This window comes from Sporichthyaceae bacterium (genome assembly GCA_036269075.1).
Lineage (GTDB): Bacteria > Actinomycetota > Actinomycetes > Sporichthyales > Sporichthyaceae > DASQPJ01.
Map to the genome: position 1 here is coordinate 18322 of DATASX010000107.1, position 22622 is coordinate 40943.

Here is a 22622-nt window from a genome sequence, read left to right on the forward strand (position 1 = left end):
GGTCCGGGCGGCCGGCTCCCCACCGGACGACCGCGCAGACTTACGGCGTAAGTTTACGTTCCGACGGTGCCACGGGGAAGGCGACCTGTCAACGTTCGGTGGGGCGCGCCGCGGCCAGCGCCTGCAGCAGCAGGTCGAGGCCGAACTCGAAGTCGGCCTCCGGGTCGAGTTCGAGCAGGCTGGGGCCCAGCGCGGTCAGGTGCGGGAACTCCTCGGGGGAGACGGCGCCGGGCAGCAGCATCCCGGCCGTGCTGAGCGCCGCGGCGGCCTGCATGCGGGCCGTCTCGGTCGCGATCGAGCCGATCACGAACGAGGTCACCGCACGAACCACGCGGATGGCGTCAGTGCCGGTGAACCCGGCCTGATGGACCATCGCGTAGGCGTACTCCAGCGGTCGCAACCCGACCCAGGACATCGGCGCCCGGGACATGGCCAGCTGCATGCAGTTGGGGTAGCGCCGCACGACGTCGCGGAAGGCGCGGGAGATGGTACGGGCGCGGGTGTCCCAATCGGCGTCCGGGTCGGGCGGCAGCTCGATCTGCGCCCCGACCCACTCGGCCACGGCGTCGAGCAGCGCGGCCTTGTTGGGCACGTGGTTGTACAGCGACATCGCCGCGACGCCGAGCTCGGCGGAGATCCGGCGCATCGAGGCCGCCGTCTCGCCCTCGGTCTCGATGATCCGCACCGCGGCCTCGACGATCAGCTCCAGGGACAGCCGTCCGCGTGCCGCCGAGGAACTCGGATCCGCCGCCATGCTCGACACTCTAGGAGCACCGCCGCCCTAGGCTCATGCGTCGTGACCGATGAGAGGTTCATCGAGACGGCGCGGCAGATCTATGCCACACCGGAGTCGCTGCGCGACTTCAACGCCGACATCGTCGCCCAGTTCCGGGCCAACGGCGGAGCGATCGTGTCCGGGCCGTTGGCCGGGGCCCCGTTGCTGCTGCTCACCGTCGCCGGCCCGGATGGCCCGGAGCTGGTGCCGTTGGCCTGGGTTGACGACGGCGAGCGGTTGGTCGTGGCCGCCTCGAAGGGGGGATCCGACGAGCACCCGTTCTGGTACTTCCGCCTGCTCGACGACGCGTTCGCCACCGTCGAGGTCGGTACCGAGAGCTACCGGGTCCGGGCCACCGAGGCAACCGGTGTCGAACGCGACCGGCTCTACGAGGTCGTCGCGGCCGCGCTGCCGATGTTCCGGCACTACGCGGCCCGCACCACGCGGATCATCCCGGTGTTCGTGCTCGAGCGCCTCGGGCTGCGCGACGACGTGCCCTGAGGAGGCTGGGAATGCACCGCCTGGTTACCGGATTCCGGCAGGACGACCTCGGCGACTGGATCGCCGATCTGGACTGCCTGCACAGTCGGCATGTGCGCCACCAGCCGCCGTTGACGTCACGGCCCTGGGTGCAGGACGAAGCCGCTCGGAGCGAGCGGATCGGCACCGGGTACTACTGCCCGGCTTGCGACCGCGCGGAACTGCCCGACGGCCTGGTCCTGGACCGGATCGCCGGGCCGTTCGACGCGGACACGATGCCCGCCGGGCTGCGGCGCACCCATCGCGTCGCGGCCGGTGTCTGGGGCCTGCTGCGGGTGCTGGAAGGCACGCTGGATTACTCGATGCAGACCGATCCGGCGGTGGAGCGGGAGATGCACGCAAGCGACACCCAGCCGATCCCGCCGGTGGTCGACCACCAGGTGGCACTGCTCGGCCCGGTCCGCTTCCAGGTCGAGTTCCTCAAGCGGCGCTGACTCACTTCCAACGGCTGCGCTATTTCCACCGGAAATGGACGAACACCCGGCCGAAGTTGTCCTTGTCCTTCTCGACCCGGTGGTAGAGCCCCTTTATCTCCGGTTGCTGCAGGAACCGGAGCACGTGCTTCTTGAGCTGGCCGGACCCCTTGCCGGGGATGATCTCGACCAGCGGTGCCCTGATCCGCACCGCCTCGTCGATGACGTCGCGCAGCGCCCGGTCGATCGAGTCGCCCCGGTTGTAGATCTCGTGCAGGTCGAGCTTGAGCTTCACCGGCCCGGGTACTTCACGCCGGTCTCCGAGTGGCAGTCGTAGCCGTTGGGGACCTTGAAGAGGTACTGCTGGTGGTAGTCCTCGGCGAAGTAGAACTCCCCGGCCGGGGCGATCTCGGTGGTGATCTCGTCGAGGCCGGCCGCCGTCAGCGCACCCTGGTAGATGTCGCGCGACTCCTTGGCCACGCGGGCCTGCTCGTCGGTGGTCGTGAAGATCGCCGAGCGGTACTGGGTGCCGATGTCGTTGCCCTGCCGGTTCGGCGTGGTCGGGTCGTGGAGCTCCCAGAACCGGGCCAGCAGGTCCTCGTAGGACAGCACCGCGGGGTCGAAGACCACCAGCACGACCTCGGCGTGGCCGGTTCGCGCCGTGCAGGTCTCCTCGTAGGTCGGGTTGGCCGTGTAGCCACCGGAGTAGCCGACCGCGGTGACCCACACGCCCTCGGTCTGCCAGAACTTCCGCTCCGCGCCCCAGAAGCAACCCAGTCCGAGGATCGCCACCTCGAAGCCGTCGGGGTAGGGCCCGGCCAGCGGTCGACCGTTGACCGCGTGCAGTTCCGGGACCGGGTACGGGCGCACGTCGCGCCCGGGCAGGGCCTCGGCGGGGGTGACCATCGTCTGCTTCGCGCCGCGACCGAACAACATTGCCGCCTCCGTGGCTCTCGGGGTCTGGTTTCACCGTAGCCATAGGTTGGCCCCCATGACGGATGCGGCCGCTTACGGCTTTGCTACGAAGGCGATCCACGCAGGCCAGGAGGCCGACGCGACGACCGGGGCCGTGGTGCCGCCCATCTTCGCGGTCTCCACCTACAAGCAGGACGGCGTGGGCGGGCTGCGCTCCGGTTACGAGTACAGCCGCAGCGCCAACCCCACCCGGACCGCGCTGGAAACGTGTCTGGCCGCCCTGGAGGACGGGACCCGCGGACTGGCCTTCGCCTCCGGGCTGGCGGCCGAGGACACGTTGCTGCGCACCGTGTGCGGCCCGGGCGACCACGTGATCATCCCCGGCGACGCCTACGGCGGCACGTACCGGTTGTTCGCCCGCGTGCACGCCCGCTGGGGGCTGGAGTTCGACGCGGTGCCGCAGTCCGACCTCGCCGCCGTGCGGGCCGGGCTGCGGCCGAACACCAAGCTGATCTGGTGCGAGACCCCGACCAACCCGCTGCTGGGGATATCCGACATCGCGGCGCTGGCGGGCATCGCGCACGAGGCCGGAGCGTTGCTGGCCGTGGACAACACGTTCGCCTCGCCGTACCTGCAGCAGCCCTTGGCCTTGGGTGCCGACGTCGTGCACCACTCGACGACGAAGTACCTGGGCGGGCACTCCGACGTGGTCGGCGGGGCGCTGATGGTCGCAGATCCCGAACTGGGCGCACAACTGACGTACCATCAGAATGCGATCGGCGGAGTGGCCGGGCCGTTCGACGCCTGGCTGGTGCTGCGCGGGGCCAAGACGCTGGCCGTCCGGATGGATCGGCACTGCTCGAACGCCAGGGCTGTCGTGGAGTTCCTCGAGGGCCACCGGAAGGTGCACCAGGTGCTGTACCCGGGGCTGGCCGCGCACCCGGGCCATGACGTGGCGGCCCGTCAGATGCGGGATTTCGGCGGCATGGTCTCGTTCCGGGTCTCCGGCGGTGCGCAGGCCGCGCTGCAGATTTGCGAGCGTGCCCGGTTGTTCACGCTGGCCGAGTCGCTGGGCGGTGTCGAGTCGCTGATCGAGCACCCGGCGAAGATGACCCACGCGTCGGTCGCGGGCTCCGCGCTAGAGGTCCCAGACGACCTTGTGCGGCTCTCGGTCGGCATCGAGGACGTCGAGGACCTGCTCGCCGACCTGGCGTTCGCGCTGGGTTGAGTCGCGGCGCAACGTCTCCGGCATGCGCAGCGACATCAGCAGGCCCAGGCCCAGCACCGCGCTGGTCGATCCGAACGCGGCGCCGTAGGAGATGTGCTGGGCCAGCGCGCCGGTCACAAGAGGGCCGACCACGGCGCCCAGGTCGCTGGTCATCCCGAACACCGCGACCACCGTCCCGGCCCGGCCGCCGACGACGTCGCCGACGACCGCTGCCGGGCTGGCCGACAGGAACGAGGACGTCACCCCGTAGAGCACCATCGAGAACAGGTACGCGGGCAGGTTGTGTGACAGCGCCAGAAGTCCGGTCGCCACGCACCCGCAGGCGCTGCCGATCAGCAGCATCGGCCGCCGGCCGGTGCTGTCGGCCAGGCGCCCGGCCGGGTACAGCGTCGCCACGTCGGCCAGCGAACTGGCCAGCAGGCCCAGCCCGGTCCACAACGTTCCCCGGTGCAGCACCTCGACCACGAACAACGGCACCAACGACGAACGCACCCCGAAGATCGCCCAGCCCACCGCCGCGTTGACCGTCAAGGCGGCCTGGTAGGCCGGGTTGCGCAGCGTGGGCCACAGCTTGGCCGGCGGCGTGGCGTCCAGGGTCTTGGTGTCGGCCAGCGCGCCCGGCCGGTGCAGTTGGGCCAGTGCGATCACGCCGGCGAGGCCCAGCGTCCCGGCGTAGATGAAGAACGGCAGCCGCAGCGAGATCCCACCGAGCACACCGCCGAGTGCCGGCCCGGTCAGCCCGCCGAGCAGGAAGCCGCCCCGGTACATGCTGCTGGCCCTGGCACGTTGGCTCGAGTGCACCGCACCGAGCAACAGGGATTGCGCGGAGACCGTGAACATCACCGAGCCGACGCCCCCGACCGCCCGCAGCGCCAACATCTGCGTGTAGTTCCCGGCCAGGCCGGTCAACAGGCTGGAGAGCGCGACGATCCCGATGCCGACAGCCATCACCAGCCGTTCGCCGAGCCTGTTGACGATCGCCCCGGCCGTCGGTCCGAACGCCAGCCGCATGAACGCGAACGCGGAGATCACCAGGCCGGCCGCGGTCTGCCCGACGCCGAACTTGCGGGCGAACACCGGGATGACCGGGGCCACGATTCCGAAACCCAGCGCGACGGAGAACGCCACGGCGGCCAGCACCCAGACCTCGCGAGGCAGGTCGGAGGCTGCTCTCCGGCGGCGGATCAAAGAGCGCACGCGGGCGCCATCACGTCAGGGACCGGGACCACGAGGGCGCCAACGCCGGCAGACGTCGGTCTTGTTCCTGGCCGGTCACCCCCGTGCCAGACTGGCGCCTCGACGACGGCGGAGGGCCTGGACATGAGCGCCTCGGAACCGACCCCACGCACGCTGTGCGAGGCCTTCCGAACCGTGGCGGCGCGCCACTCCGAGAAGCAGGCGCTGAGCACCCCGGACGGGCAGGTCACGTTCACCTGGGCGCAGTACCGGGCTCGGGTCGACAGCATCGCCGCCGGGCTGCACGGCCTCGGCGTGCGCCGCGGCGACACCGTCGGGCTGATGATGGTCAACCGCCCGGAGTTCCAGCTCTGCGACGTCGCGGTGCTGCACCTGGGGGCGACGCCGTTCTCGATCTACAACACCAGTTCGCCCGAGCAGATCGAGCATCTGTTCGTGAACGCCGGCAACGAGGTCGTGATCGCCGAGCCGCAGTTCGTGCCGCGCCTGGTGGAGGCCGGCGCGAAGGTCGTGATCAGCCTGGGCGAGTGCGCGGGCGCCCGCGACCTGGCGAAGGTCGAGGCCGACGCCGACCCGAGTTTCGACATCGAGGTGGCCTGGCGGGCGGTCGAGCCGGACGACCTGGCGACGTTGATCTACACCTCCGGTACGACCGGCCCGCCCAAGGGCGTCGAGTGCACGCACGCGCAGTTGCTCGCGCACAGCGAGGCCTGGGGATTCTGCGCGCCGGCCGGGCCGGACGACGTGACGATCTCGTTCCTGCCCGCCGCGCACATCGCGGAGCGGGCCGTCGTGCACTGCTTCCACCTGCGGTGGGGGACCTCGCTGGTCACCGTCGGCGACCCGAAGGCGCTCGGTGCCGCGCTGGTCGCCGTCCGGCCGACGGTCTTCGGGTCGGTGCCGACGATCTGGCAACGCATGCGCGGGGCCCTGGAGGTCGCCATGCAGGCCGATCCGGCGCTGGCCGCCGGGATCGCCGCCCGGCAACCGCAGGTACTGGCCGCCGTGCGGCAGAAGCTGGGTCTGGACCGGGTGCGCTTCGCGGTCAGTGGTGCGGCGCCGATCCCGCCGGAGACGCTCGAGTTCTTCATGGGCCTGGGGGTGCCGATCCACGAGGTCTGGGGGATGTCGGAGACCTGCGGGGTCGGGCTGGCGAACCTCCCCGGTCACATCCGGCTGGGCACCGTCGGGCGGGTGGTTCCGGGATCGCGCGTCGCGTTGGCCGACGACGGCGAGCTGCTCTTCGCCGGCCCGGCGGTCATGCGCGGATACCGGAACCAGCCGGAGGCGAGCGCGGCGGCGATCGACGCCGACGGCTGGCTGCACACCGGCGACGTCGCCACTATCGACGACGACGGGTACGTGCGGATCATCGACCGCAAGAAGGAGATCATCATCAACGCGGCGGGGAAGAACATGTCCCCGGCCAACATCGAGAGCGCGATCCGCGCCGCGGCACCGTTGATCGCCGCGGCGGTGGCGATCGGTGACGGCCGCCCCTACGTGACCGCCCTGATCGTGCTCGACCCCGATGCCGTCGCGGCCTGGGCCGCGCAGCGCGGCCTCGACCCCGCCGCCGACGGTGAGCAGGTCGCCGTGGAGGTAGCCGCGGCTGTGTCGGCAGCCAACCAGCGCCTCTCGCGGGTGGAACAGATCAAACGCTTCCGGATCCTCCCCGAATTCTGGGCGCCGGGCGGGGCAGAGCTGACGCCGACGATGAAGCTGCGCAGGCGGCCGATCGCCGAGCGGTACGCGGGGGAGATCGAGGAGTTGTACGCCGATCCGCCGGGCGCTGCCGTACGAAACCTGCCGACGGAGGTGAGTCGATGACGATGGGTCAGGAGATGACCGCCAGCCGGACGTCGAGGTTCGGCAGCGCTCTGGTCCGGGTCGGCGCCGAGGCGCCGGACCTGGTCACGGCCGCCGAGCAGGCCGCCCGGGCCGCCCTGGACGGGCTGGGCGGTGCCGTGCCCGACCTGTCGTGCGTGTTCGTGTGTGGGCCGTCGGATGCCGCGCCGAGCGCCGGCGAGGCCGCCTGCTCCGTGTTGGGCGGCAACACGGTGATCGGCTGCAGCGCGCCCGGGGTGATCGGCCCGGGTGCCGGGGTCGAGGGCGCGTCGGCGGTGTCGGTCTGGTCGGCCGTGCTGCCCGGCGCACAGCTGCGCACGTTCCACCTGCGGGTGATCCGGGCGGAGGACACGCTGACCGTGCTCGGGCTGCCCGAGGGCGCCGACGAGTTCGCCGTCGGGGTGCTGCTCGCCGACCCGCGCACGTTCCCGATCGACGGGTTCGTCGCCGGGTCCAACGACGCGTTGCCCGGCCTGCCGCTGGTCGGCGGCCTGGCCATGAGTTCCGACGGCGGGCCGACCTGGCTGTGCCAGGACGGCGTCACCCACTCCGCCGGCGCGGTCGGGGTGCTGATCGGCGGCGAGGTCGAGTTGGCCACCGTGGTCAGCCAGGGCTGCCGGCCGATCGGCCCGACGATGGCAGTCACCCGCTCCGACGGCAACGAGCTGTTGGAGCTGGCCGGCAAACCGGCCTGCGAGAAGCTCCAGGAGATCCTCGAGGCCCTCCCGGCGGCCGAGCAGGCGATGGCCCTGACCGGGTTGCAGATCGGCATCGCGATGGACGAGTACGCCGACACCCACGACCGCGGCGACTTCCTGATCCGCGGCGTCGCCGGGCTCTACCCGGACCGCGGCTCGGTGGTCGTCGGCGACATCATCGAGATCGGCCGCACGGTGCGCTTCCAGGTTCGCGACTCGGCCGCCGCGCACGACGAACTGGCCGAGGTGCTGGGGCGGTTGAAGGCGGACTCGGGCAGCCCGGGCGGTGCGTTGCTGTTCTCCTGCAACGGCCGGGGCCGGGCCATGTTCCCCAGCGCCGACCACGACCCGCAGGTGCTCGGCGCCGCCCTGGACGTCGAGCCGATCGCCGGGTTCTTCGCCGGTGGCGAGATAGGGCCGGTCGGGGGCCGCAACCACCTGCACGGGTTCACCGCGTCGATCCTGACCTTCGGGGCCGGCACGACGCGTGCCCACTGAGCCGGTCGGCCCGCGGGCCGCGCTGGCCGTGGACGTCGGTGGTACCAAGCTCGCTGCGGGGGTGGTCGACGAGACCGGTCGGGTGTGGCACAGCGCCCGGGTCCCCACCCCGCCGGGGGGAGACGGGGACACCGTCTGGCAGGCGCTGGTCGGGCTGATCGCCGACGTCCGAGGTGCGGCGTCCGCGGCGGGGGCGCCGGAGCCGGCGGGAATCGGGGTCGGGTGCGGCGGGCCGATGCGCTGGCCGGCCGGTGCGGTGTCGCCGTTGAACATCGGGGGATGGCGGGAGTTCCCGCTGCGCGACCGACTGGCCGGGCTGGCTGACGGCCCGGTCCGGGTGCACAACGACGCGATCGCGCTGGCGGTCGCCGAGCACTGGCGCGGCGCCGGGGTCGGCCACCGCGACGTGCTCGGCATGGTCGTGTCAACCGGCGTCGGCGGCGGTCTGGTGCTCGGCGACCGGGTCGTGGACGGGACGTCGGGCAACGCCGGGCACATCGGCCACGTGGTGGTCGACCCGGCCGGGCCGCAGTGCGCCTGCGGCGGCTTCGGGTGTCTGGAGGCGGTGGCCGCGGGCCCACGGACGGTCGCCTGGGCGCTGGCCAACGGCTGGGCCGCCCCGGTGGCGGACGGCCGTTCGCTGGTCGCCGCCGCGCGGGCCGGGCACCCGGTCGCTGTGGCCGCGTTGGCCCGGGCCGGAACCGCCGTCGGGGTGGGCATCGCGTCGGCGACGGCGTTGTGCGACGTCGCGGTGGTCGTGGTCGGCGGCGGCCTGACCGGGGCGGGGGAGTTGCTGTTCGGGCCGCTGCGCCAGGCGTTGGCGCGGCATGCCCGGCTCGGGTTCACCCGCGATGTTTCCGTGGTGCCGGCAGCGTTGGGTGCGGATGCCGGGCTGGTCGGAGCGGCCGCGCTGGTGCTCGCGGGCGACCGCTACTGGTCGGCGGACTGAACCGCGACCGGTTCCGGATCCCGCAGCGAGGGAGCCGTGCGCGGGATCCGCAACGAGATCAGCAGGGCCAACGCCGAGGCGGGCGCGACGATCCAGAACACCTCGTGGGTCGCGTCGGTGAACGCGGACACGAACGCCGCGTGCCGCGCGGCGGACAGGTCCCGCAGCCGGTCCGGCAGGACGCTGAGTCGGTCCACATCGACCCCGGCCAGCACCGGGTTTCCGGACCGGTTGCGCAGCACCGCCGCCAGCGCCGTCGCGCAGACCGCGGTGCCGACCGTGCCACCCAGTTGCCGGAAGAACGAGACCGACGCGGTAGCGACCCCGATCTCCGCGTGGACCACGGACTGCTGGGCGATCAGCACCAGCACCTGGGACACCATCCCGATGCCCAGCCCGAGCAGGCCGAGCACCAGCACCGTCGACCACACCGAGGTGTGCGGTCCGAGCCGAGTCAGGGCCAGCGCGGCCACGGTCACCAGCGCGGTGCCCGCCGCGGGGAACATCCGATAGTGCCCGGAGCCGGCGATCACCCGCCCGGCGCCGACTGAGCTGAACAACAGGCCCGTGGTCATCGCCAGCAGCACCAGGCCGGAACCGGTGGCGCTGCGGCCCTGCGTCACCTGCAGGGTCAACGGGACGAACAGGATCGCGGCGAACAACGTCGCGCCGAGCAGGAACGCGATCGAGACCGCCGGCCCGAAGCCCGGCGACCGGAACAACCGGGACGGCAGCACCGGCTCCGCGGCGACCCGCTGCTGGGCAGCCAGCGCGGCGAGCAACCCCAGGCAGGCCAACCCGGGCAGCCAGCTCTGCGCCGCCGAGAACCCGGCCTGCTGGCCGCGGACGATCCAGAACAGGAAGCCGAGCACGCCGCCGCTCAGCAGCAGCGCCCCGGCCAGGTCCAGCCGGTGCGGGCTGCGGACCTCCGGGGCGTGCAGGTTGCGGCGCACCACGGCGAGCACGAACAGGCCCGGCACCAGGTTGACGTAGAACAGCCAGCGCCAGGAGGCGTGGTCCACGATCACCCCGCCGACCGGCGGCCCGATCAGCGCGGCCACCCCGTACACGGCCCCGAACATGCCCTGCCACTTGGCGCGGGCGCGGCCCGGCACCAAGTCCGCCACCACGGCCAGCGCCAACGTCATCAACCCGCCGCCGCCGAGGCCCGCGACCGCCCGGGCACAAGCCAACTCGGTGATGTTGTGCGCCAGGCCGCACAGCGCCGAGCCGACCAGGAAGATCGTCGTGGCGGCCAGGAACACCGGGCGCCGGCCGCGGGCGTCGGACAGCCGGCCGTAGAGCGGGGTCGAGGCGGTCGCGGTGAGCAGGTAGGCGGTGACCACCCAGGACGTGTCGCCGACGTCGCCGAGCGCCCCGACGATGCGCGGCATCGCGACCGCCACGATCGTGTTGTCCAACGCGGCGAGCAGCACGCCGACCAGCAGGGCGGTGATCACCGTCGCCACCTGACGGTGGGTCATCCCGGTGGCGGTCGGCTCGGTCGGTTGGGGCATCGCGGGAACAGGCTAACCCCGTCCAACCCTCCCGACTTCTGCTGCCTGTCCCACGTATCGAGGCGCTTCGATGGGTGGGACAGGCAGCAGAAGTGGCGGAGTTGGGGGCCGGCAAACTGCGGCGATGACGGAAGCCCAGCGGGAGACCCCGGCCACGGTCAGCCTGGCCGACGTCCTCGCGGCCCGCGAACTGCTCGGCGACGTGTGCCGGGTCACGCCGGTGCAGGGCTCTCGGGTGCTGGCCGGCAAGTGCGCCGGCGAGGTCGTGCTCAAATGCGAGAACCTGCAGCGCGCCGGGTCGTTCAAGATCCGCGGCGCCTACGTCCGCATCGCCCGGCTGTCGGCGGCGGAGCGGGCCCGGGGGGTGGTCGCGGCCAGCGCGGGCAACCACGCTCAAGGTGTCGCTCTGGCGGCGTCTCTGCTCGGGACCACCTCGACGGTGTTCATGCCCAACGGTGCGCCACTGCCGAAAGTCGCGGCCACCGAGAACTACGGCGCCACGGTCCGCTTCGCCGGGCATGACGTGGCGGCCGCGATCGAGGCCGCCATCGAGTTCGCGAACGAGACCGGGGCGGTACTGATCCACCCGTTCGACCACCCGGACGTGGTCGCCGGTCAGGGCACTGTCGCACTCGAGATCCTCGAGCAGTACCCGCAGGTCCGCACGATCGTGGTGCCGACCGGCGGCGGCGGGCTGCTGGCCGGGATCGCCGTGGTGGTTGCCGCGCTGCGGCCGGACGTGAAGGTCGTCGGGGTGCAGGCGGCCGGCGCCGCCGCCTACCCGGGGTCGATCGCCGCCGGGCACCCGGTCACGTTGGCCGGCACCGCGACCATGGCCGACGGTATTGCCGTCGCCTGCCCCGGCGACGTGCCGTTCGGGCTGATCAGGGACCTGGTCGGTGACGTCCGGACGGTCTCGGAGGAGCATCTGTCGCGGGCCCTGCTGCTGTGTCTGGAACGCGCGAAGCTGGTCGTCGAGCCGGCCGGGGCGGCCGCGGTCGCGGCGCTGCTGGACGACCCGCAGGCCTTCGAGCCGCCGGTGGTCGCCGTGCTGTCCGGCGGGAACGTCGACCCACTGCTGCTGCTGCGGGTGCTGCGCCACGGGTTGTCGGCGGCCGGCCGGTACGTGGCGTTCCGACTCCGGGTCACCGACCGTCCCGGCGCGCTGGCGGCCCTGCTGCGGGAGCTGGCCGAGGCCGACGCGAACGTCCTCGAGGTCGAGCACCTGCGGACGAACCCGCGGTTGCACGTCGACGAGGTCGAGGTCTACGTGCAGATCGAGACCCGCGGCGGCAAGCACACCGACGCGGTGCTGGCCCGGCTACGGGCGGCCGGCTACTCGCTGGCGTTCGGCTGAGGCACCCGACTTCTCGTGGCGGGTCGGGCTGTCGGGGCCACCTGATAGCCCCACCCGCCATGAGAAGTGCAAATGGGGGGCACCATTGGCCGGTGGACGCGATCGTGGTGGAGGGGCTGACCAAGCGTTACGGCTCCGCCGTCGCGCTGGACGGCCTCGACCTGGTCGTCCCGGCCGGGACCACGTTCGGGCTGCTCGGGCCCAACGGTGCCGGGAAGACCACCACCGTCCGGATCCTCACCACCTTGTTGCGGCCGGATTCCGGGAGCGCGATGGTCGCCGGGGTCGACGTCGTCCGCCACCCGACGGTCGTGCGCCGCCGGATCGGCTGCGCCGGGCAGTACGCCGCGCTGGACTACACGCTGACGGGCCGGGAGAACCTGGTGATGTTCGGCCGGCTCTACCGGCTCGGGCGCCGCCAGGCCACCCGTCGGGCGGACATCCTGCTGGAGGCCTTCGGGCTGTCCGCGGTCGCCGGTCGCGAGGTCCGGACCTATTCCGGCGGCATGGCCCGGCGGGTGGACCTGGCCGCCGCGCTGGTCGCCACCCCGAGTGTGTTGTTCCTGGACGAGCCGAGCACCGGGCTGGACCCGCCGTCCCGGCTGGAGCTGTGGGACCTGCTCGCCGAGCTGGTCCGCGGCGGCACCACGCTGCTGCTGACCACCCAGTACCTGGAGGAGGCCGACCGCCTGGCGGACCAAATCGCGGTCGTCGACCACGGTCGGGTCATCGCGTCCGGCACGCCGGCGGAGCTCAAGGCCGAGATCGGCGGCGACCGCATCGACGTCCGGCTGGCCGACGAGGCCGACTGCGACCGGGCGGTGGCCGCGCTGCGCGAGGTCGCGCAGGGCGAGCTGGTCGTGCAACGGGCTCTCGCCACTGTCGGCGTGCCGGCCGCCGGTGACGCCTCGTCGGTGATCGCGGAGGTGGTCCGCGCGTTGGACCGCCACGACGTCGCGATGCTCGACATCACCACGCACCGCCCGACACTGGACGACGTGTTCCTGACGGTCACCGCCGCCGCGGCCCCGGACACCGGAAGCCGGATACAGCGGCGCGGTGGCTCGGGACCGGAGGCGGCATGACGACCGCCGAGCAAAGCGGGCGCCGGTCCGGCGACACCGCCGCAGGCCCGGACGCCAAGGCCGGTTCGGGCTTGCGGGAATGGACCGCCGAGGCGCTCTGGGCGGTCTCCGACGCAGCGGTGCTGACCCGGCGGAATCTGATCCACACCGTCCGGCTGCGCGAGTTGTGGCCGTTCATGATCCTGCAGCCGCTGGTTTTCGTGCTGCTCTTCGCCGCGGTCTTCGGCGGGTCGATATCGCTGCCCGGTGGTGGCAGTTACCGCGCGTTCATGATGGCCGGCACGTTCGCGATGGCGGTGGCATTCGTCACCTATCCGAGCGCGGTCGGAATCGCTTTCGACATGCAACTCGGGTTGATGGACCGCTTCCGGACGCTGCCGATCCACCCGGCGGCGATATTCATCGGGCGCACCCTCGGCGACCTGTTCCGCATGGCGATCTCGGTCGCGGTGATGTCGATCTGTGGCCTCGCGGTGGGCTGGCGCGCTACCGCCGGGTTCTGGCACGGCGTGGCAGGGTTTGCGCTGCTGGCCGCGTTCGGGTTCGCGATGAGTTGGGTCGGGGCCTATCTCGGCCTGGCCGCGAAAAGCCTTCAGGCAGCGCAGAGTCTGCCGATGCTGTGGCTGTTCCCGGTGACGTTCGTGTCGAACGTGTTCGTGCCTACCCAGCACATGCCTGACGGGGTCAGGTTCGTGGCCGAGTGGAACCCGGTCTCGTCGGTGGCCACGGCGATCCGGTTCCAGTTCGGCAACCCGCACTCGTTCAACGACCCGAATTCGTTCCCGGCCCGGCACAGCGTGGCCTTGACCCTGGTTTGGTCGGCGCTGCTGACACTCCTCGGCGTGTTCGCCTGCACACGGCGGATGCGCGCCGTCGCGGCTTGAGCCTTTTCGTCCCGATTCTCCCCGACCTGTCCGGGGGTAATTCACCCGGACGGCCTAGCGGGCGAATATTCACCACTTGCATTAGGGTCAATATCAGGCGTTTGCCGAAATTGGTGACCGGGCGCGAATTGTTCGGGTTGTTCGGCCGTTCGGGGCAGCGCAGAGTCGCTTGTGGCGAGACCACCTGAAGTCCGCGCCCGAGGGGGAACTGTGCAGAAGAAGACTCGTGCCGCAGGCGTGCTGTTCGCCGCCGCGGCGCTCACTGGGATTGTCGTTCCGGCGGCCACCGCCGCGCCGGTCTACCACGACGGCGGTTGCGAGCGTGAGTACCACGGCTGGGAGTGCCGCAGCGTCGAGCACCGGGAGTTGGACCCGTACTACGACGGAATCGCCGGTGGCGAGACCCGCCGCGAGGACTCCGGCGAGCACTGGCACCAGGGCCAGGTCCAGGGCTGGCAGGACGAGTCCGGCCACTGGTGGCGCGAGGTGCCCGGCGACGGGTACTGGGGCGACGGCCCCCGGGACGACGGTCCGCGGGACGACCGCGGCGACCGGCGCGGCGACGACCGTTACGACGGCGGAAGCCGCTGAGCAACCTGCTGCCTGGACGGCCCGGCCCGCGGAGTTTGCCGCCGGCCGGGCCGTCCTCGCCAAGATCAAGACCTGAGCGCGGGCCAAAGATTGACTCGACTCCTTACGATCGAAATCGCTGAATTGTCCCGTTCTGGCTGGAGGGGTGAAGTTGAACCTGTTGAACCGGGCTACCGGAATCGTCTTCGCGGCAGCGGCGGTCACCGCGGTTGCCGCGCCCGCGGCCGGTGCCGCGACGGTCGGCGGGACCGCCACGCACGCCCCGGCCCTGGCCGGTGCGCCGACCGACCGACACGACCGTTGTGAGGAGGTCGGCTCGCACGGGGACCGCAGGCAACCTGTCGGTGGCTTCGTCGGTGACACCCTCGGCGGCGTCTACAACCGTGGCGACGACGACGGAGACGGGCGCCGCTCCGACGAGAACTGCCGATCGGACCGCGACCGCGACAGCGACGACCGGGCCGGCAACGACCGGGCCGGCCACGACCGCGACAACAACGACCGCGACAACAACGACCGGTGGAACGACGACCGGAACAACGACGACCGCGACAGCGACAGCGACGACCGGAACAACGACGACCGGAACAACAACGACCGCAACAACAACGACGACCGGTACGGTCGCGACCACGGCGACGACGTGTTCGCGCACCACGCGCGGCACCACCGGCACCACCACCACGCCAAGCACGGCAAGCACCACCAGGAGAAGCGGCACAACGACGACCACGGTGCCGGCATCTGAGGTCTGCCGGTCACAACCGGGCACCCGGGGTGGGGCAGGGCTCAGGACCGCCCCGCCTCGGGGCTGGGCTCAGCCCTTGTACGGCCGGGCGGAGACGACCTTCACGGTGATCGCGGCGCCGCTGGGGGTGGAGTACGAGGCGGACGCGCCGGTGCGCTTGCCGAGGATTGCCGCGCCCAGCGGGGAGCGCTCGGAGTAGACCGCGAGGTCGCCCATGTCGACCTCGCGGGAGCCGAGCAGGAACTCCTCACTGTCGCCGTCCTTGAACTGGACCTTGACGATCATCCCGGGGCTGACGATGCCGTCGTCGGCCGGCGCCTCGCCGACCTTGGCGTGCTGCAGCAGTTCGGCCAGCTGACGGATCCGGGCCTCCTGCTTGCCCTGCTCCTCCTTGGCGGCGTGGTAGCCGCCGTTCTCCTTGAGGTCGCCCTCCTCACGAGCGGCCTCGATCTTCTTCGCCAGTTCCGTGCGGCCGGGACCGGAGAGTTGGTCCAGCTCCGCCTGGAGGCGGTCGTAGGCGTCCTGGGTCAACCAGGTAACGGATTCGGCCGGCGACTGGGTCACAAGATCTCCTCGGGAATGCACAAAACAGCCGATACTCCCGTCAGGGGCCTCGGCACCGGTTCGGGTGATGCTGGGCAGGGCAGCCCGGATTGTCCACCCGATCGACGTCCACCTTACGGTGGTCGTGGCCGGCCGAGGCGGAACAGTACCGGGCAGCTCGATTGTTCTACCCGGGTCGGCGCCGGCGATGCCGCGGCAACCCGGCACTACGGAAGGACTACGAGGGGTGCTCACCAGCGACACCGAGCGGCTGCGCCTGATGGCCGTCCACGCCCATCCCGACGACGAGTCGAGCAAGGGCGCGGCCACCATGGCCCGGTACATCGCCGAGGGCGCGCAGGTGCAGGTCGTGACCTGCACCGGCGGCGAACGTGGCGACGTGCTCAACCCACGCCTGAAGGACGACCCGCAGGTGGCCGCCAACATCCACTCGATCCGAGCCGCCGAGATGGAGAAGGCCCGGGAGATCCTGGGCGTCTCGCAGGCCTGGCTGGGCTTCGTCGACTCCGGACTGCCCGAGGGCGACCCGAAGCCCCCGCTGCCCGACGGCTGCTTCGCGGTCCTCCCGGTCGAGGAGGCCGCCGAACCCCTCGTGCGGTTGATTCGCAGCTTCCGTCCGCACGTGGTGACGACCTACAACGAGGAGGGTGGTTACCCTCATCCGGATCACATCCAGACCCATCTGGTGTCGGTGGCGGCGTTCGAGGCGGCAGGCGACCCGGACCGCTACCCGGAGGCCGGCGAGCCCTGGCAGCCGCTGAAGCTGTACTACGACGTGACGTTCTCGTTGGCCCGGGTCACTGCGCTGCACGAGGCGATGCTGGCCGCGGGTCTGGAGTCGCCGTACCTGCCGTGGTTGGAGCGGTGGAACGACCGAGCCCCGCGCAACGTGACCACCCGAGTGCGCTGCGCCGAGTGGTTCCCGGTCCGCGACCAGGCGCTGCTGGCCCACGCCACCCAGGTCGACCCCGACGGCTTCTTCTTCAAGGTGCCGATGGACCTGCAGCAGCGGGTCTGGCCCACCGAGGAGTTCGAACTGGCCCGGTGCCTGGTCGACGTGACTCTGCCGGAGGACGACCTGTTCGCGGGCATCCGGCAGACCTCGCCCGCCGAGGGTGTGGCGTGAGTCTCGCCGCCTGGGTGGTGTTCGCGGCCACCCCGAATCCGCAGCAGCCGTTCGACAAGAGTCGCGTCGAGCCGGGCTGGATCGCGCTGATCTTCCTGGTCGGCCTCGGCGGCGCCCTGACATTCCTGTGGTTCTCGCTGCGCAAGCACCTCGGTCGGATCGACGTCGGCAAGCACCAGCGCGACCGCACGGCGCCGACGCCCCAGGAGGGCGCCGGCCCGACCTGACAGGGTGGACCGATGGCGAATCGGTTGACGGACTGCACGAGCCCGTACCTGCTTGCGCATCAGGACAACCCGGTCGACTGGTGGCCGTGGTGCCCGGAGGCCTTCGCGCAGGCGCGGGAGCGCGACGTCCCGGTCCTGATCTCCGTCGGCTACTCGGCCTGCCACTGGTGCCACGTGATGGCCCACGAGTCGTTCGAGGACCCGGCCACCGCGGAACTGATGAACCGTCAGTTCATTTGCATCAAGGTCGATCGCGAGGAACGGCCGGACGTCGACGCGGTCTACATGGAGGCCACCCAGGCCATGACCGGCCGGGGTGGTTGGCCGATGACGGTGTTCGCGACCCCGGACGGTGAGCCGTTCTACTGCGGGACCTACTTCCCGCCGACCGCCCGACCCGGCATGCCTGCGTTCGGCGACGTGCTCAACACGATCGCGCTGGCCTGGGCCAAGGAACCGGTCGAGATCTCCACCGCGGCGCTGCGGCTGCTTTCCCAGCTGGCCGAGGGCAATCAGGTGGCGACGCTGGGCACCGCGCCGGACGAGCAGCTGCTGGCGCGAGTGGTCACCGTGCTGTGCGCCCACGAGGACGTTCGGCACGGCGGGTTCGGCGGCGCGCCGAAGTTCCCGCCGGCGACGGTGTTGCTTTACCTGCTCCGGCACCACGCGCGCACCGGATCCGGCCCGGCGCTGGCGCTGGTCACCCGGGCCTGCGAGGCGATGGCGCGCGGCGGAATCTACGACCAGTTGGGCGGTGGGTTCGCGCGGTACGCCGTGGATCCCGGTTGGGTGGTGCCGCACTTCGAGAAGATGCTCTACGACAACGCGCTGCTGCTGCGTGTCTACACCTCCTGGTTCCGCCTGACCGATTCGGAGTTGGCGGCCCGGGTAGCGAATGAGACCGCCGACTGGCTGTTGCGCGAGATGTGGACGACCTCCGGCGGGTTCGCCTCGGCCTTGGACGCCGACTCCGACGGCGTCGAGGGCAAGTACTACGTGTGGGCCCCGGAGGAACTGCGCGCCGTGCTCGGCGAGCGCGACGGGGCATGGGCAGCGGCGTGCTTCGGGGTGAGTGCGGCGGGCACGTTCGAGCACGGCACCTCGGTGCTGCAGCGGCGTTTCGAGCCCGACGACCTCGACCGTTACGCGGCGGTGCGGACCTCGCTGCGCACCGCCCGTGCGCAGCGGGTCCCGCCGGCTCGCGACGACAAGGTCGTGGCGGCCTGGAACGGACTGGCGGTTGCCGCGCTGGCTGAGGCCGGGGAGTTGCTCGGGCGGCCGGCGTTGGTCGGCGCGGCCCGGGCCACCGCCCGCACCCTCGCCGACCTGCACACGGTCCCGGGGACCACCGGCGACCGGCTGCTGCGGGTCTCCCGGGCGGGTCGGGCCGGGCCGCAGGCGGGCGTCCTGGAGGACTACGGCGACGTCGCCGAGGGCTATCTGACGCTGTATCAGGTCACCGGTGAGACGGAGTGGGTGCAGCGCGCCGGGCGCCTGCTGGACACCGTACTGAGCCACTTCGGCGACTCCCGCGGCGCCTTCTACGACACCGCCGACGACGCCGAGGTGCTCGTGCTGCGCCCGCGGGACTGGGGCGACACCCCGACCCCGTCGGGCACGGCGGCGGCGGCCGGGGCGCTGCTCACGTACTCGGCCCTGGTGGGCTCCGCACGGCACCGCGCGGCCGCGGCGAGCGCTTTGGCGGTCAGCGGGGCGCAGGCCACGAAGGCGGCCACCGCGGTCGGTTGGGGCCTGGCGGTGGCCGAGGCGTTGCTGGACGGGCCGCGGCAGGTCGCGGTCGTCGGCGACCCGGCTGACGATGCCACGCAACAACTGCACCGGTCCGCGTTGCGCTCGCGCGCCCCTGGGGTCGTGGTCGCGCTCGGCGACCCGGCCGATGCGCCCGGCGTGCCGTTGCTGGCCGACCGGCCGCTGGTCGCCGGGCGCCCGGCCGCCTACGTCTGCCGGGACTTCACGTGCTCGATGCCCACCACGGACCCGGCCGAGTTGGCCGAGCAGTTGGCGGCGCGTTGAGTGATCAGCGGCTGTAGGCGACCATCGAGACCGCGACGTACTGCACGATCCAGCCCGCGATCGTGAACGAGTGGAAGACCTCGTGGAAGCCGAACCAGCGGGGCCACGGGTTGGGTCGCTTCAGGCCGTAGATCACCCCGCCGAGCGAGTACAGCCCGCCGCCGACGACCAGCAGCACGAAGGTCCCTACGGCGCCGGTGCGCAGCAGGTCCGGGACGAAGAACGCCGCCGTCCAGCCCAGCGCGATGTAGATCGGCGCGGACAGCCAGCGCGCGGTGTGGATCCACACCGTCCGCAGCAGTACGCCCGACAACGCACCGCCCCAGACGATCCAGAGCATCTCCTCGCCCCGACGTCCGCCGACCAACAACGTCGCGAACGGCGTGTAGGACCCGGCGATGATCAGGAAGATGTTCGCGTGGTCGAAGCGCTTCAACCACTCCCGCGTCCGGGGGCTCCAGTGCCCGCGGTGGTAGGCCGCACTGACCCCGAACAACAGGGAGACAGTGCCCGCGAACACGGCGCACGACAGCCGGGCCCGAGCGTCCTGCGCCACGGACACCAGCACGATTCCGGCCGCCACCGAGGCCGGGAACGCGACCAGGTGCAGCCAGCCCCGCAACCGCGGCTTCACGTAGTTCTCGGTGCGGTCCAAAACGTTGGTGGATTGTTGTTCGATCACCACGTCCCCCAGGTTACGCCACCGTAGGTTCGGCCCCAGGTTACGGCACCGTAGGTTTCTTGTCCCGCGTTCGGCGGACGGCGGTTCGTTGCGCGATTGGTGAAGATTCCTCGACGGGTCCCTGGGCGCGGCCCCGGTCGGTGCGACACGTCGGTATCGTGCCGACGTGGACCGGATCTCGCGCAGCGGGCGCAGCCCGGCGCGAGCCGCGCGCGACCGGGTGAAGGAACACGTCTACCGCGCGTACGAGCGGCGCCTGGTGCGCCGATTGCCGACCGACCAGGGGCCACGTCACGTCGGGGTGATCCTGGACGGCAACCGCCGGTGGGCCAAGGCCGCGGGCAGCCGTCCGGAGGACGGGCACCAGGCCGGGGCCGACAAGATCCGCGAACTGCTCGGCTGGTGCGTCGCCGCCCGCGTCGAGGTGGTCACGCTGTGGCTGCTGTCCACCGACAACCTGGACCGGCCGGCCGAGGAACTCCAACCGCTGCTTCGGATCATCGAACGCACCGTCACCGATCTGGCGGCCGCCGGCTGGCGGGTGCATCCGGTGGGCGCGGTCGACCTGCTCCCGCCGGCCACCGCCCGCGTGCTCAAGGAGGCAGCTGACGCCACGTCAGATGCGCCCGGTCTGCTGGTCAATGTGGCCGTCGGATACGGGGGCAGGCAGGAGATCGCCGACGCGGTGCGATCGCTGCTGCAGGACCAGGCCGCCCGCGGGATCTCGATCGAGGAACTCGCCGAGGTGCTCGACGTCGAGCACATCGCCGAGCACCTCTACACGCGCGGTCAGCCGGATCCCGACCTGGTGATCAGAACATCCGGTGAACAACGGCTTTCCGGCTTTCTGCTGTGGCAGAGCGCGCACTCGGAATTCCATTTCTGCGAGGCGTACTGGCCGGACTTCCGGCGCACCGACTTCCTCCGCGCGCTGCGTGAGTACGCGCGCCGCGACCGGCGCTTCGGTGGCTGAGGCTGCTCGACCGATGGGTGTTTCGGCACCTTTCACGCGAATCGGGCGCTCGGGTTGGTCCCGCCGGGTGCTACGAACGGCTGACTCAATTTCGCCCCGACGGACCGAAGTGGCGTGTCCTTAAGTAATCCAAAACTTCGTGACGTACCGTCAATGCATCGGGTGGCAATCCGGTCGCCCGATCCGGGAGGCCCTCGTTGCCCACGAAGCAGCGGCTCTCAGCCACCACCTGGTGGTACGCGAGTGACGGAGTGCCGGTTCACCGGCCCACCGGATCTCCTACCCGCAGCGGTGTCGAGAGGGGGGCCGGTACCGGGCCCTCGTGGCCAGGTCCGGTCCCAAGCGTCAGACCCTCGCGCGGCGTCGGTGCCCCGCACGCGCCTGGAGCGCCCCGTGGCAAACGCGACACGACGCCGCCCGCCCAGGAACATCCGCCGGACCTACGTGCTGGACACCAGCGTCCTGCTCTCCGACCCCCGGGCGATGACCCGATTCGCTGAGCACGAAGTCGTCATCCCGATCGTGGTCATCACCGAGCTGGAAGGCAAACGGCACCATCCCGAACTGGGCTACTTCGCCCGTGCCGCGTTGCGCATGCTGGACGAGCTGCGCATGGAGCATGGTCGGCTCGACTCGCCGCTGAAGATCAACGACGAGGGCGGCACCCTGATCGTCGAGCTGAACCACAGCGAGGTCGACGTGCTCCCGCCCGGGTTCCGGCTCGGTGACAACGACACCCGCATCCTGGCGGTGGCGCGCAACTTCGCCGCCGAGGGCCGCGAGGTCACCCTGGTCTCCAAGGACCTGCCGATGCGGGTCAAGGCATCGGCCGTCGGGTTGATCGCGGAGGAGTACCACGCGGGTCTTCCGGTCGAGGCCGGCTGGACCGGGATGGCCGAGATCGAGATTGCCTCCTCGGTGCTCGACGAGATGTACCACGGGCACGACCTGGAGATCCCCGAGGTCGCTGCGCTGCCGTGCCACACCGGTCTGGTGCTGCTGTCCGAGCGGGGCAGTGCGTTGGGCCGGGTGATGCCGGACAAGACCGTTCGGCTGATCCGTGGGGACCGCGACGCGTTCGGGCTGCGGGGCCGTAGCGCCGAGCAGCGGATCGCGCTGGACCTGCTGCTGGACCCGGAGGTCGGCATCGTCTCGATCGGCGGCCGGGCCGGGACCGGTAAGTCGGCGCTGGCGATGTGCGCTGGGCTCGAGGCGGTCATGGAGCGCCGGCAGCACCGCAAGGTGGTCGTGTTCCGTCCGCTGTACGCGGTCGGCGGCCAGGAGCTCGGCTACCTGCCGGGGTCCGAGCAGGAGAAGATGGCGCCCTGGGCGCAGGCGGTCTTCGACACCTTGGGTGCGTTGGTGGCACCGGAGGTCGTGGAGGAGGTGCTCGCCCGCGGGATGTTGGAAGTCCTTCCGCTGACGCACATCCGCGGCCGATCGCTGCACGACGCATTCGTGATCGTCGACGAGGCGCAGTCGCTGGAGCGCAACGTGCTGCTGACCGTGCTGTCCCGCATCGGGTCCAACTCCCGAGTCGTGCTGACTCACGACGTGGCCCAGCGCGACAACCTGCGGGTCGGTCGGCACGACGGCGTCGTCGCGGTGGTGGAGACGCTCAAGGGCCATCCGCTGTTCGCCCACGTCACGCTGACGCGCTCGGAGCGCTCGCCGATCGCGGCGCTCGTCACGGAGATGCTGGAAGCCCCGATGGAGAGCTGAACCCCCGCGGACGTCAGCGAAAGCGTGGCCGACAGGCCACACTTTCGCTGA

Annotated in this window: 23 protein-coding genes; 16 read left to right on the forward strand and 7 right to left on the reverse strand. The window is 71.4% G+C overall.

The features are described 5' to 3' along the window. Window positions 1-88 precede the first annotated feature (88 nt). The gene (locus VHU88_19840; protein HEX3613950.1) at window positions 89-754 is read right to left on the reverse strand and encodes a TetR/AcrR family transcriptional regulator; all 666 of its coding nucleotides are present in this window, start codon (window positions 752-754) and stop codon (window positions 89-91) included. A 42-nt stretch (window positions 755-796) separates the two neighbouring features. Between VHU88_19840 and VHU88_19845 the strand changes: the two genes are divergently transcribed. Together VHU88_19845 and VHU88_19850 are read left to right on the forward strand one after the other, a co-directional pair. Continuing rightward, window positions 797-1276, forward strand: coding sequence for a nitroreductase/quinone reductase family protein (locus VHU88_19845; GenBank protein ID HEX3613951.1), 480 nt, complete (start codon window positions 797-799; stop codon window positions 1274-1276). 11 nt (window positions 1277-1287) lie between these two features. Next, window positions 1288-1749 carry a DUF3565 domain-containing protein gene (locus tag VHU88_19850; protein ID HEX3613952.1) on the forward strand — a complete coding sequence of 154 codons (462 nt, stop codon included), beginning with the start codon at window positions 1288-1290 and terminating at the stop codon, window positions 1747-1749. A 19-nt stretch (window positions 1750-1768) separates the two neighbouring features. Here the strand turns inward: VHU88_19850 and VHU88_19855 are convergent, their stop codons facing one another. Both VHU88_19855 and msrA read right to left on the reverse strand, forming a co-directional pair. Beyond that, entirely contained in the window at window positions 1769-2023 is a 255-nt protein-coding gene (locus VHU88_19855; GenBank protein HEX3613953.1) for a Smr/MutS family protein, read from the reverse strand. Continuing rightward, on the reverse strand, window positions 2020-2664 hold the full coding sequence (gene msrA / locus VHU88_19860; GenBank protein ID HEX3613954.1) for a peptide-methionine (S)-S-oxide reductase MsrA: 645 nt from the start codon (window positions 2662-2664) through the stop codon (window positions 2020-2022). The genes VHU88_19855 and msrA overlap by 4 nt, the downstream gene beginning before the upstream one ends. Before the next feature lie 55 nt (window positions 2665-2719). On the opposite strand from msrA, the gene VHU88_19865 reads away from it, so the two are divergent. Then, window positions 2720-3871 (forward strand): cystathionine gamma-synthase, encoded by a 1152-nt coding sequence (locus tag VHU88_19865; GenBank protein ID HEX3613955.1) that lies wholly within the window; start codon window positions 2720-2722, stop codon window positions 3869-3871. Here VHU88_19865 and VHU88_19870 read toward each other — a convergent pair. Continuing rightward, window positions 3782-5068, reverse strand: a complete 1287-nt coding sequence (locus VHU88_19870; protein HEX3613956.1) for an MFS transporter — start codon at window positions 5066-5068, stop codon at window positions 3782-3784. The two genes, VHU88_19865 and VHU88_19870, sit on opposite strands and share 90 nt — an antisense overlap. A 123-nt stretch (window positions 5069-5191) precedes the next feature. On the opposite strand from VHU88_19870, the gene VHU88_19875 reads away from it, so the two are divergent. The 3 genes from VHU88_19875 to VHU88_19885 are packed head-to-tail and all read left to right on the forward strand — an operon-like array spanning window position 5192 to window position 9061. Continuing rightward, window positions 5192-6898 carry an AMP-dependent synthetase/ligase gene (locus VHU88_19875; protein ID HEX3613957.1) on the forward strand — a complete coding sequence of 569 codons (1707 nt, stop codon included), beginning with the start codon at window positions 5192-5194 and terminating at the stop codon, window positions 6896-6898. After that, entirely contained in the window at window positions 6895-8112 is a 1218-nt protein-coding gene (locus tag VHU88_19880) for an FIST N-terminal domain-containing protein (protein HEX3613958.1), read from the forward strand. The genes VHU88_19875 and VHU88_19880 overlap by 4 nt, the downstream gene beginning before the upstream one ends. Next, the gene (locus VHU88_19885; GenBank protein ID HEX3613959.1) at window positions 8102-9061 is read left to right on the forward strand and encodes an ROK family protein; all 960 of its coding nucleotides are present in this window, start codon (window positions 8102-8104) and stop codon (window positions 9059-9061) included. The genes VHU88_19880 and VHU88_19885 overlap by 11 nt, the downstream gene beginning before the upstream one ends. On the opposite strand, the gene VHU88_19890 is transcribed toward VHU88_19885, so the two are convergent. Continuing rightward, entirely contained in the window at window positions 9043-10578 is a 1536-nt protein-coding gene (locus VHU88_19890) for an MFS transporter (GenBank protein ID HEX3613960.1), read from the reverse strand. The two genes, VHU88_19885 and VHU88_19890, sit on opposite strands and share 19 nt — an antisense overlap. A gap of 124 nt (window positions 10579-10702) precedes the next feature. Between VHU88_19890 and ilvA the strand changes: the two genes are divergently transcribed. The 5 genes from ilvA to VHU88_19915 all read left to right on the forward strand — a co-directional run bounded on the left by ilvA (window position 10703) and on the right by VHU88_19915 (window position 15243). Next, entirely contained in the window at window positions 10703-11935 is a 1233-nt protein-coding gene (ilvA, locus tag VHU88_19895) for a threonine ammonia-lyase (GenBank protein HEX3613961.1), read from the forward strand. Window positions 11936-12027: 92 nt separating this feature from the next. Then, window positions 12028-13020: an ATP-binding cassette domain-containing protein gene (locus VHU88_19900; protein HEX3613962.1), complete on the forward strand. Its 993-nt coding sequence runs from the start codon at window positions 12028-12030 to the stop codon at window positions 13018-13020. Next, entirely contained in the window at window positions 13017-13904 is an 888-nt protein-coding gene (locus VHU88_19905; protein HEX3613963.1) for an ABC transporter permease, read from the forward strand. The genes VHU88_19900 and VHU88_19905 overlap by 4 nt, the downstream gene beginning before the upstream one ends. Window positions 13905-14114: 210 nt before the next feature. After that, window positions 14115-14495, forward strand: a complete 381-nt coding sequence (locus VHU88_19910) for a hypothetical protein (protein HEX3613964.1) — start codon at window positions 14115-14117, stop codon at window positions 14493-14495. A gap of 151 nt (window positions 14496-14646) precedes the next feature. Beyond that, on the forward strand, window positions 14647-15243 hold the full coding sequence (locus tag VHU88_19915) for a hypothetical protein (protein ID HEX3613965.1): 597 nt from the start codon (window positions 14647-14649) through the stop codon (window positions 15241-15243). A gap of 69 nt (window positions 15244-15312) precedes the next feature. On the opposite strand, the gene greA is transcribed toward VHU88_19915, so the two are convergent. Continuing rightward, entirely contained in the window at window positions 15313-15807 is a 495-nt protein-coding gene (greA, locus tag VHU88_19920; GenBank protein HEX3613966.1) for a transcription elongation factor GreA, read from the reverse strand. 226 nt (window positions 15808-16033) lie between these two features. On the opposite strand from greA, the gene mca reads away from it, so the two are divergent. The 3 genes from mca to VHU88_19935 are packed head-to-tail and all read left to right on the forward strand — an operon-like array spanning window position 16034 to window position 19194. After that, window positions 16034-16933, forward strand: coding sequence for a mycothiol conjugate amidase Mca (gene mca / locus VHU88_19925; protein HEX3613967.1), 900 nt, complete (start codon window positions 16034-16036; stop codon window positions 16931-16933). Continuing rightward, complete coding sequence (locus VHU88_19930) at window positions 16930-17160, forward strand: hypothetical protein (GenBank protein HEX3613968.1); 231 nt, start codon at window positions 16930-16932, stop codon at window positions 17158-17160. Before mca ends, VHU88_19930 begins: the two co-directional genes overlap by 4 nt. Before the next feature lie 12 nt (window positions 17161-17172). Beyond that, window positions 17173-19194: a thioredoxin domain-containing protein gene (locus VHU88_19935; GenBank protein ID HEX3613969.1), complete on the forward strand. Its 2022-nt coding sequence runs from the start codon at window positions 17173-17175 to the stop codon at window positions 19192-19194. A gap of 4 nt (window positions 19195-19198) precedes the next feature. Here VHU88_19935 and VHU88_19940 read toward each other — a convergent pair whose 3' ends face one another. Beyond that, window positions 19199-19879, reverse strand: coding sequence for a hemolysin III family protein (locus VHU88_19940; GenBank protein ID HEX3613970.1), 681 nt, complete (start codon window positions 19877-19879; stop codon window positions 19199-19201). A 163-nt stretch (window positions 19880-20042) separates the two neighbouring features. On the opposite strand from VHU88_19940, the gene VHU88_19945 reads away from it, so the two are divergent. Both VHU88_19945 and VHU88_19950 read left to right on the forward strand, forming a co-directional pair. Continuing rightward, on the forward strand, window positions 20043-20849 hold the full coding sequence (locus tag VHU88_19945) for an isoprenyl transferase (protein ID HEX3613971.1): 807 nt from the start codon (window positions 20043-20045) through the stop codon (window positions 20847-20849). 393 nt (window positions 20850-21242) lie between these two features. After that, window positions 21243-22571 carry a PhoH family protein gene (locus VHU88_19950; GenBank protein ID HEX3613972.1) on the forward strand — a complete coding sequence of 443 codons (1329 nt, stop codon included), beginning with the start codon at window positions 21243-21245 and terminating at the stop codon, window positions 22569-22571. Window positions 22572-22622: the final 51 nt, after the last annotated feature.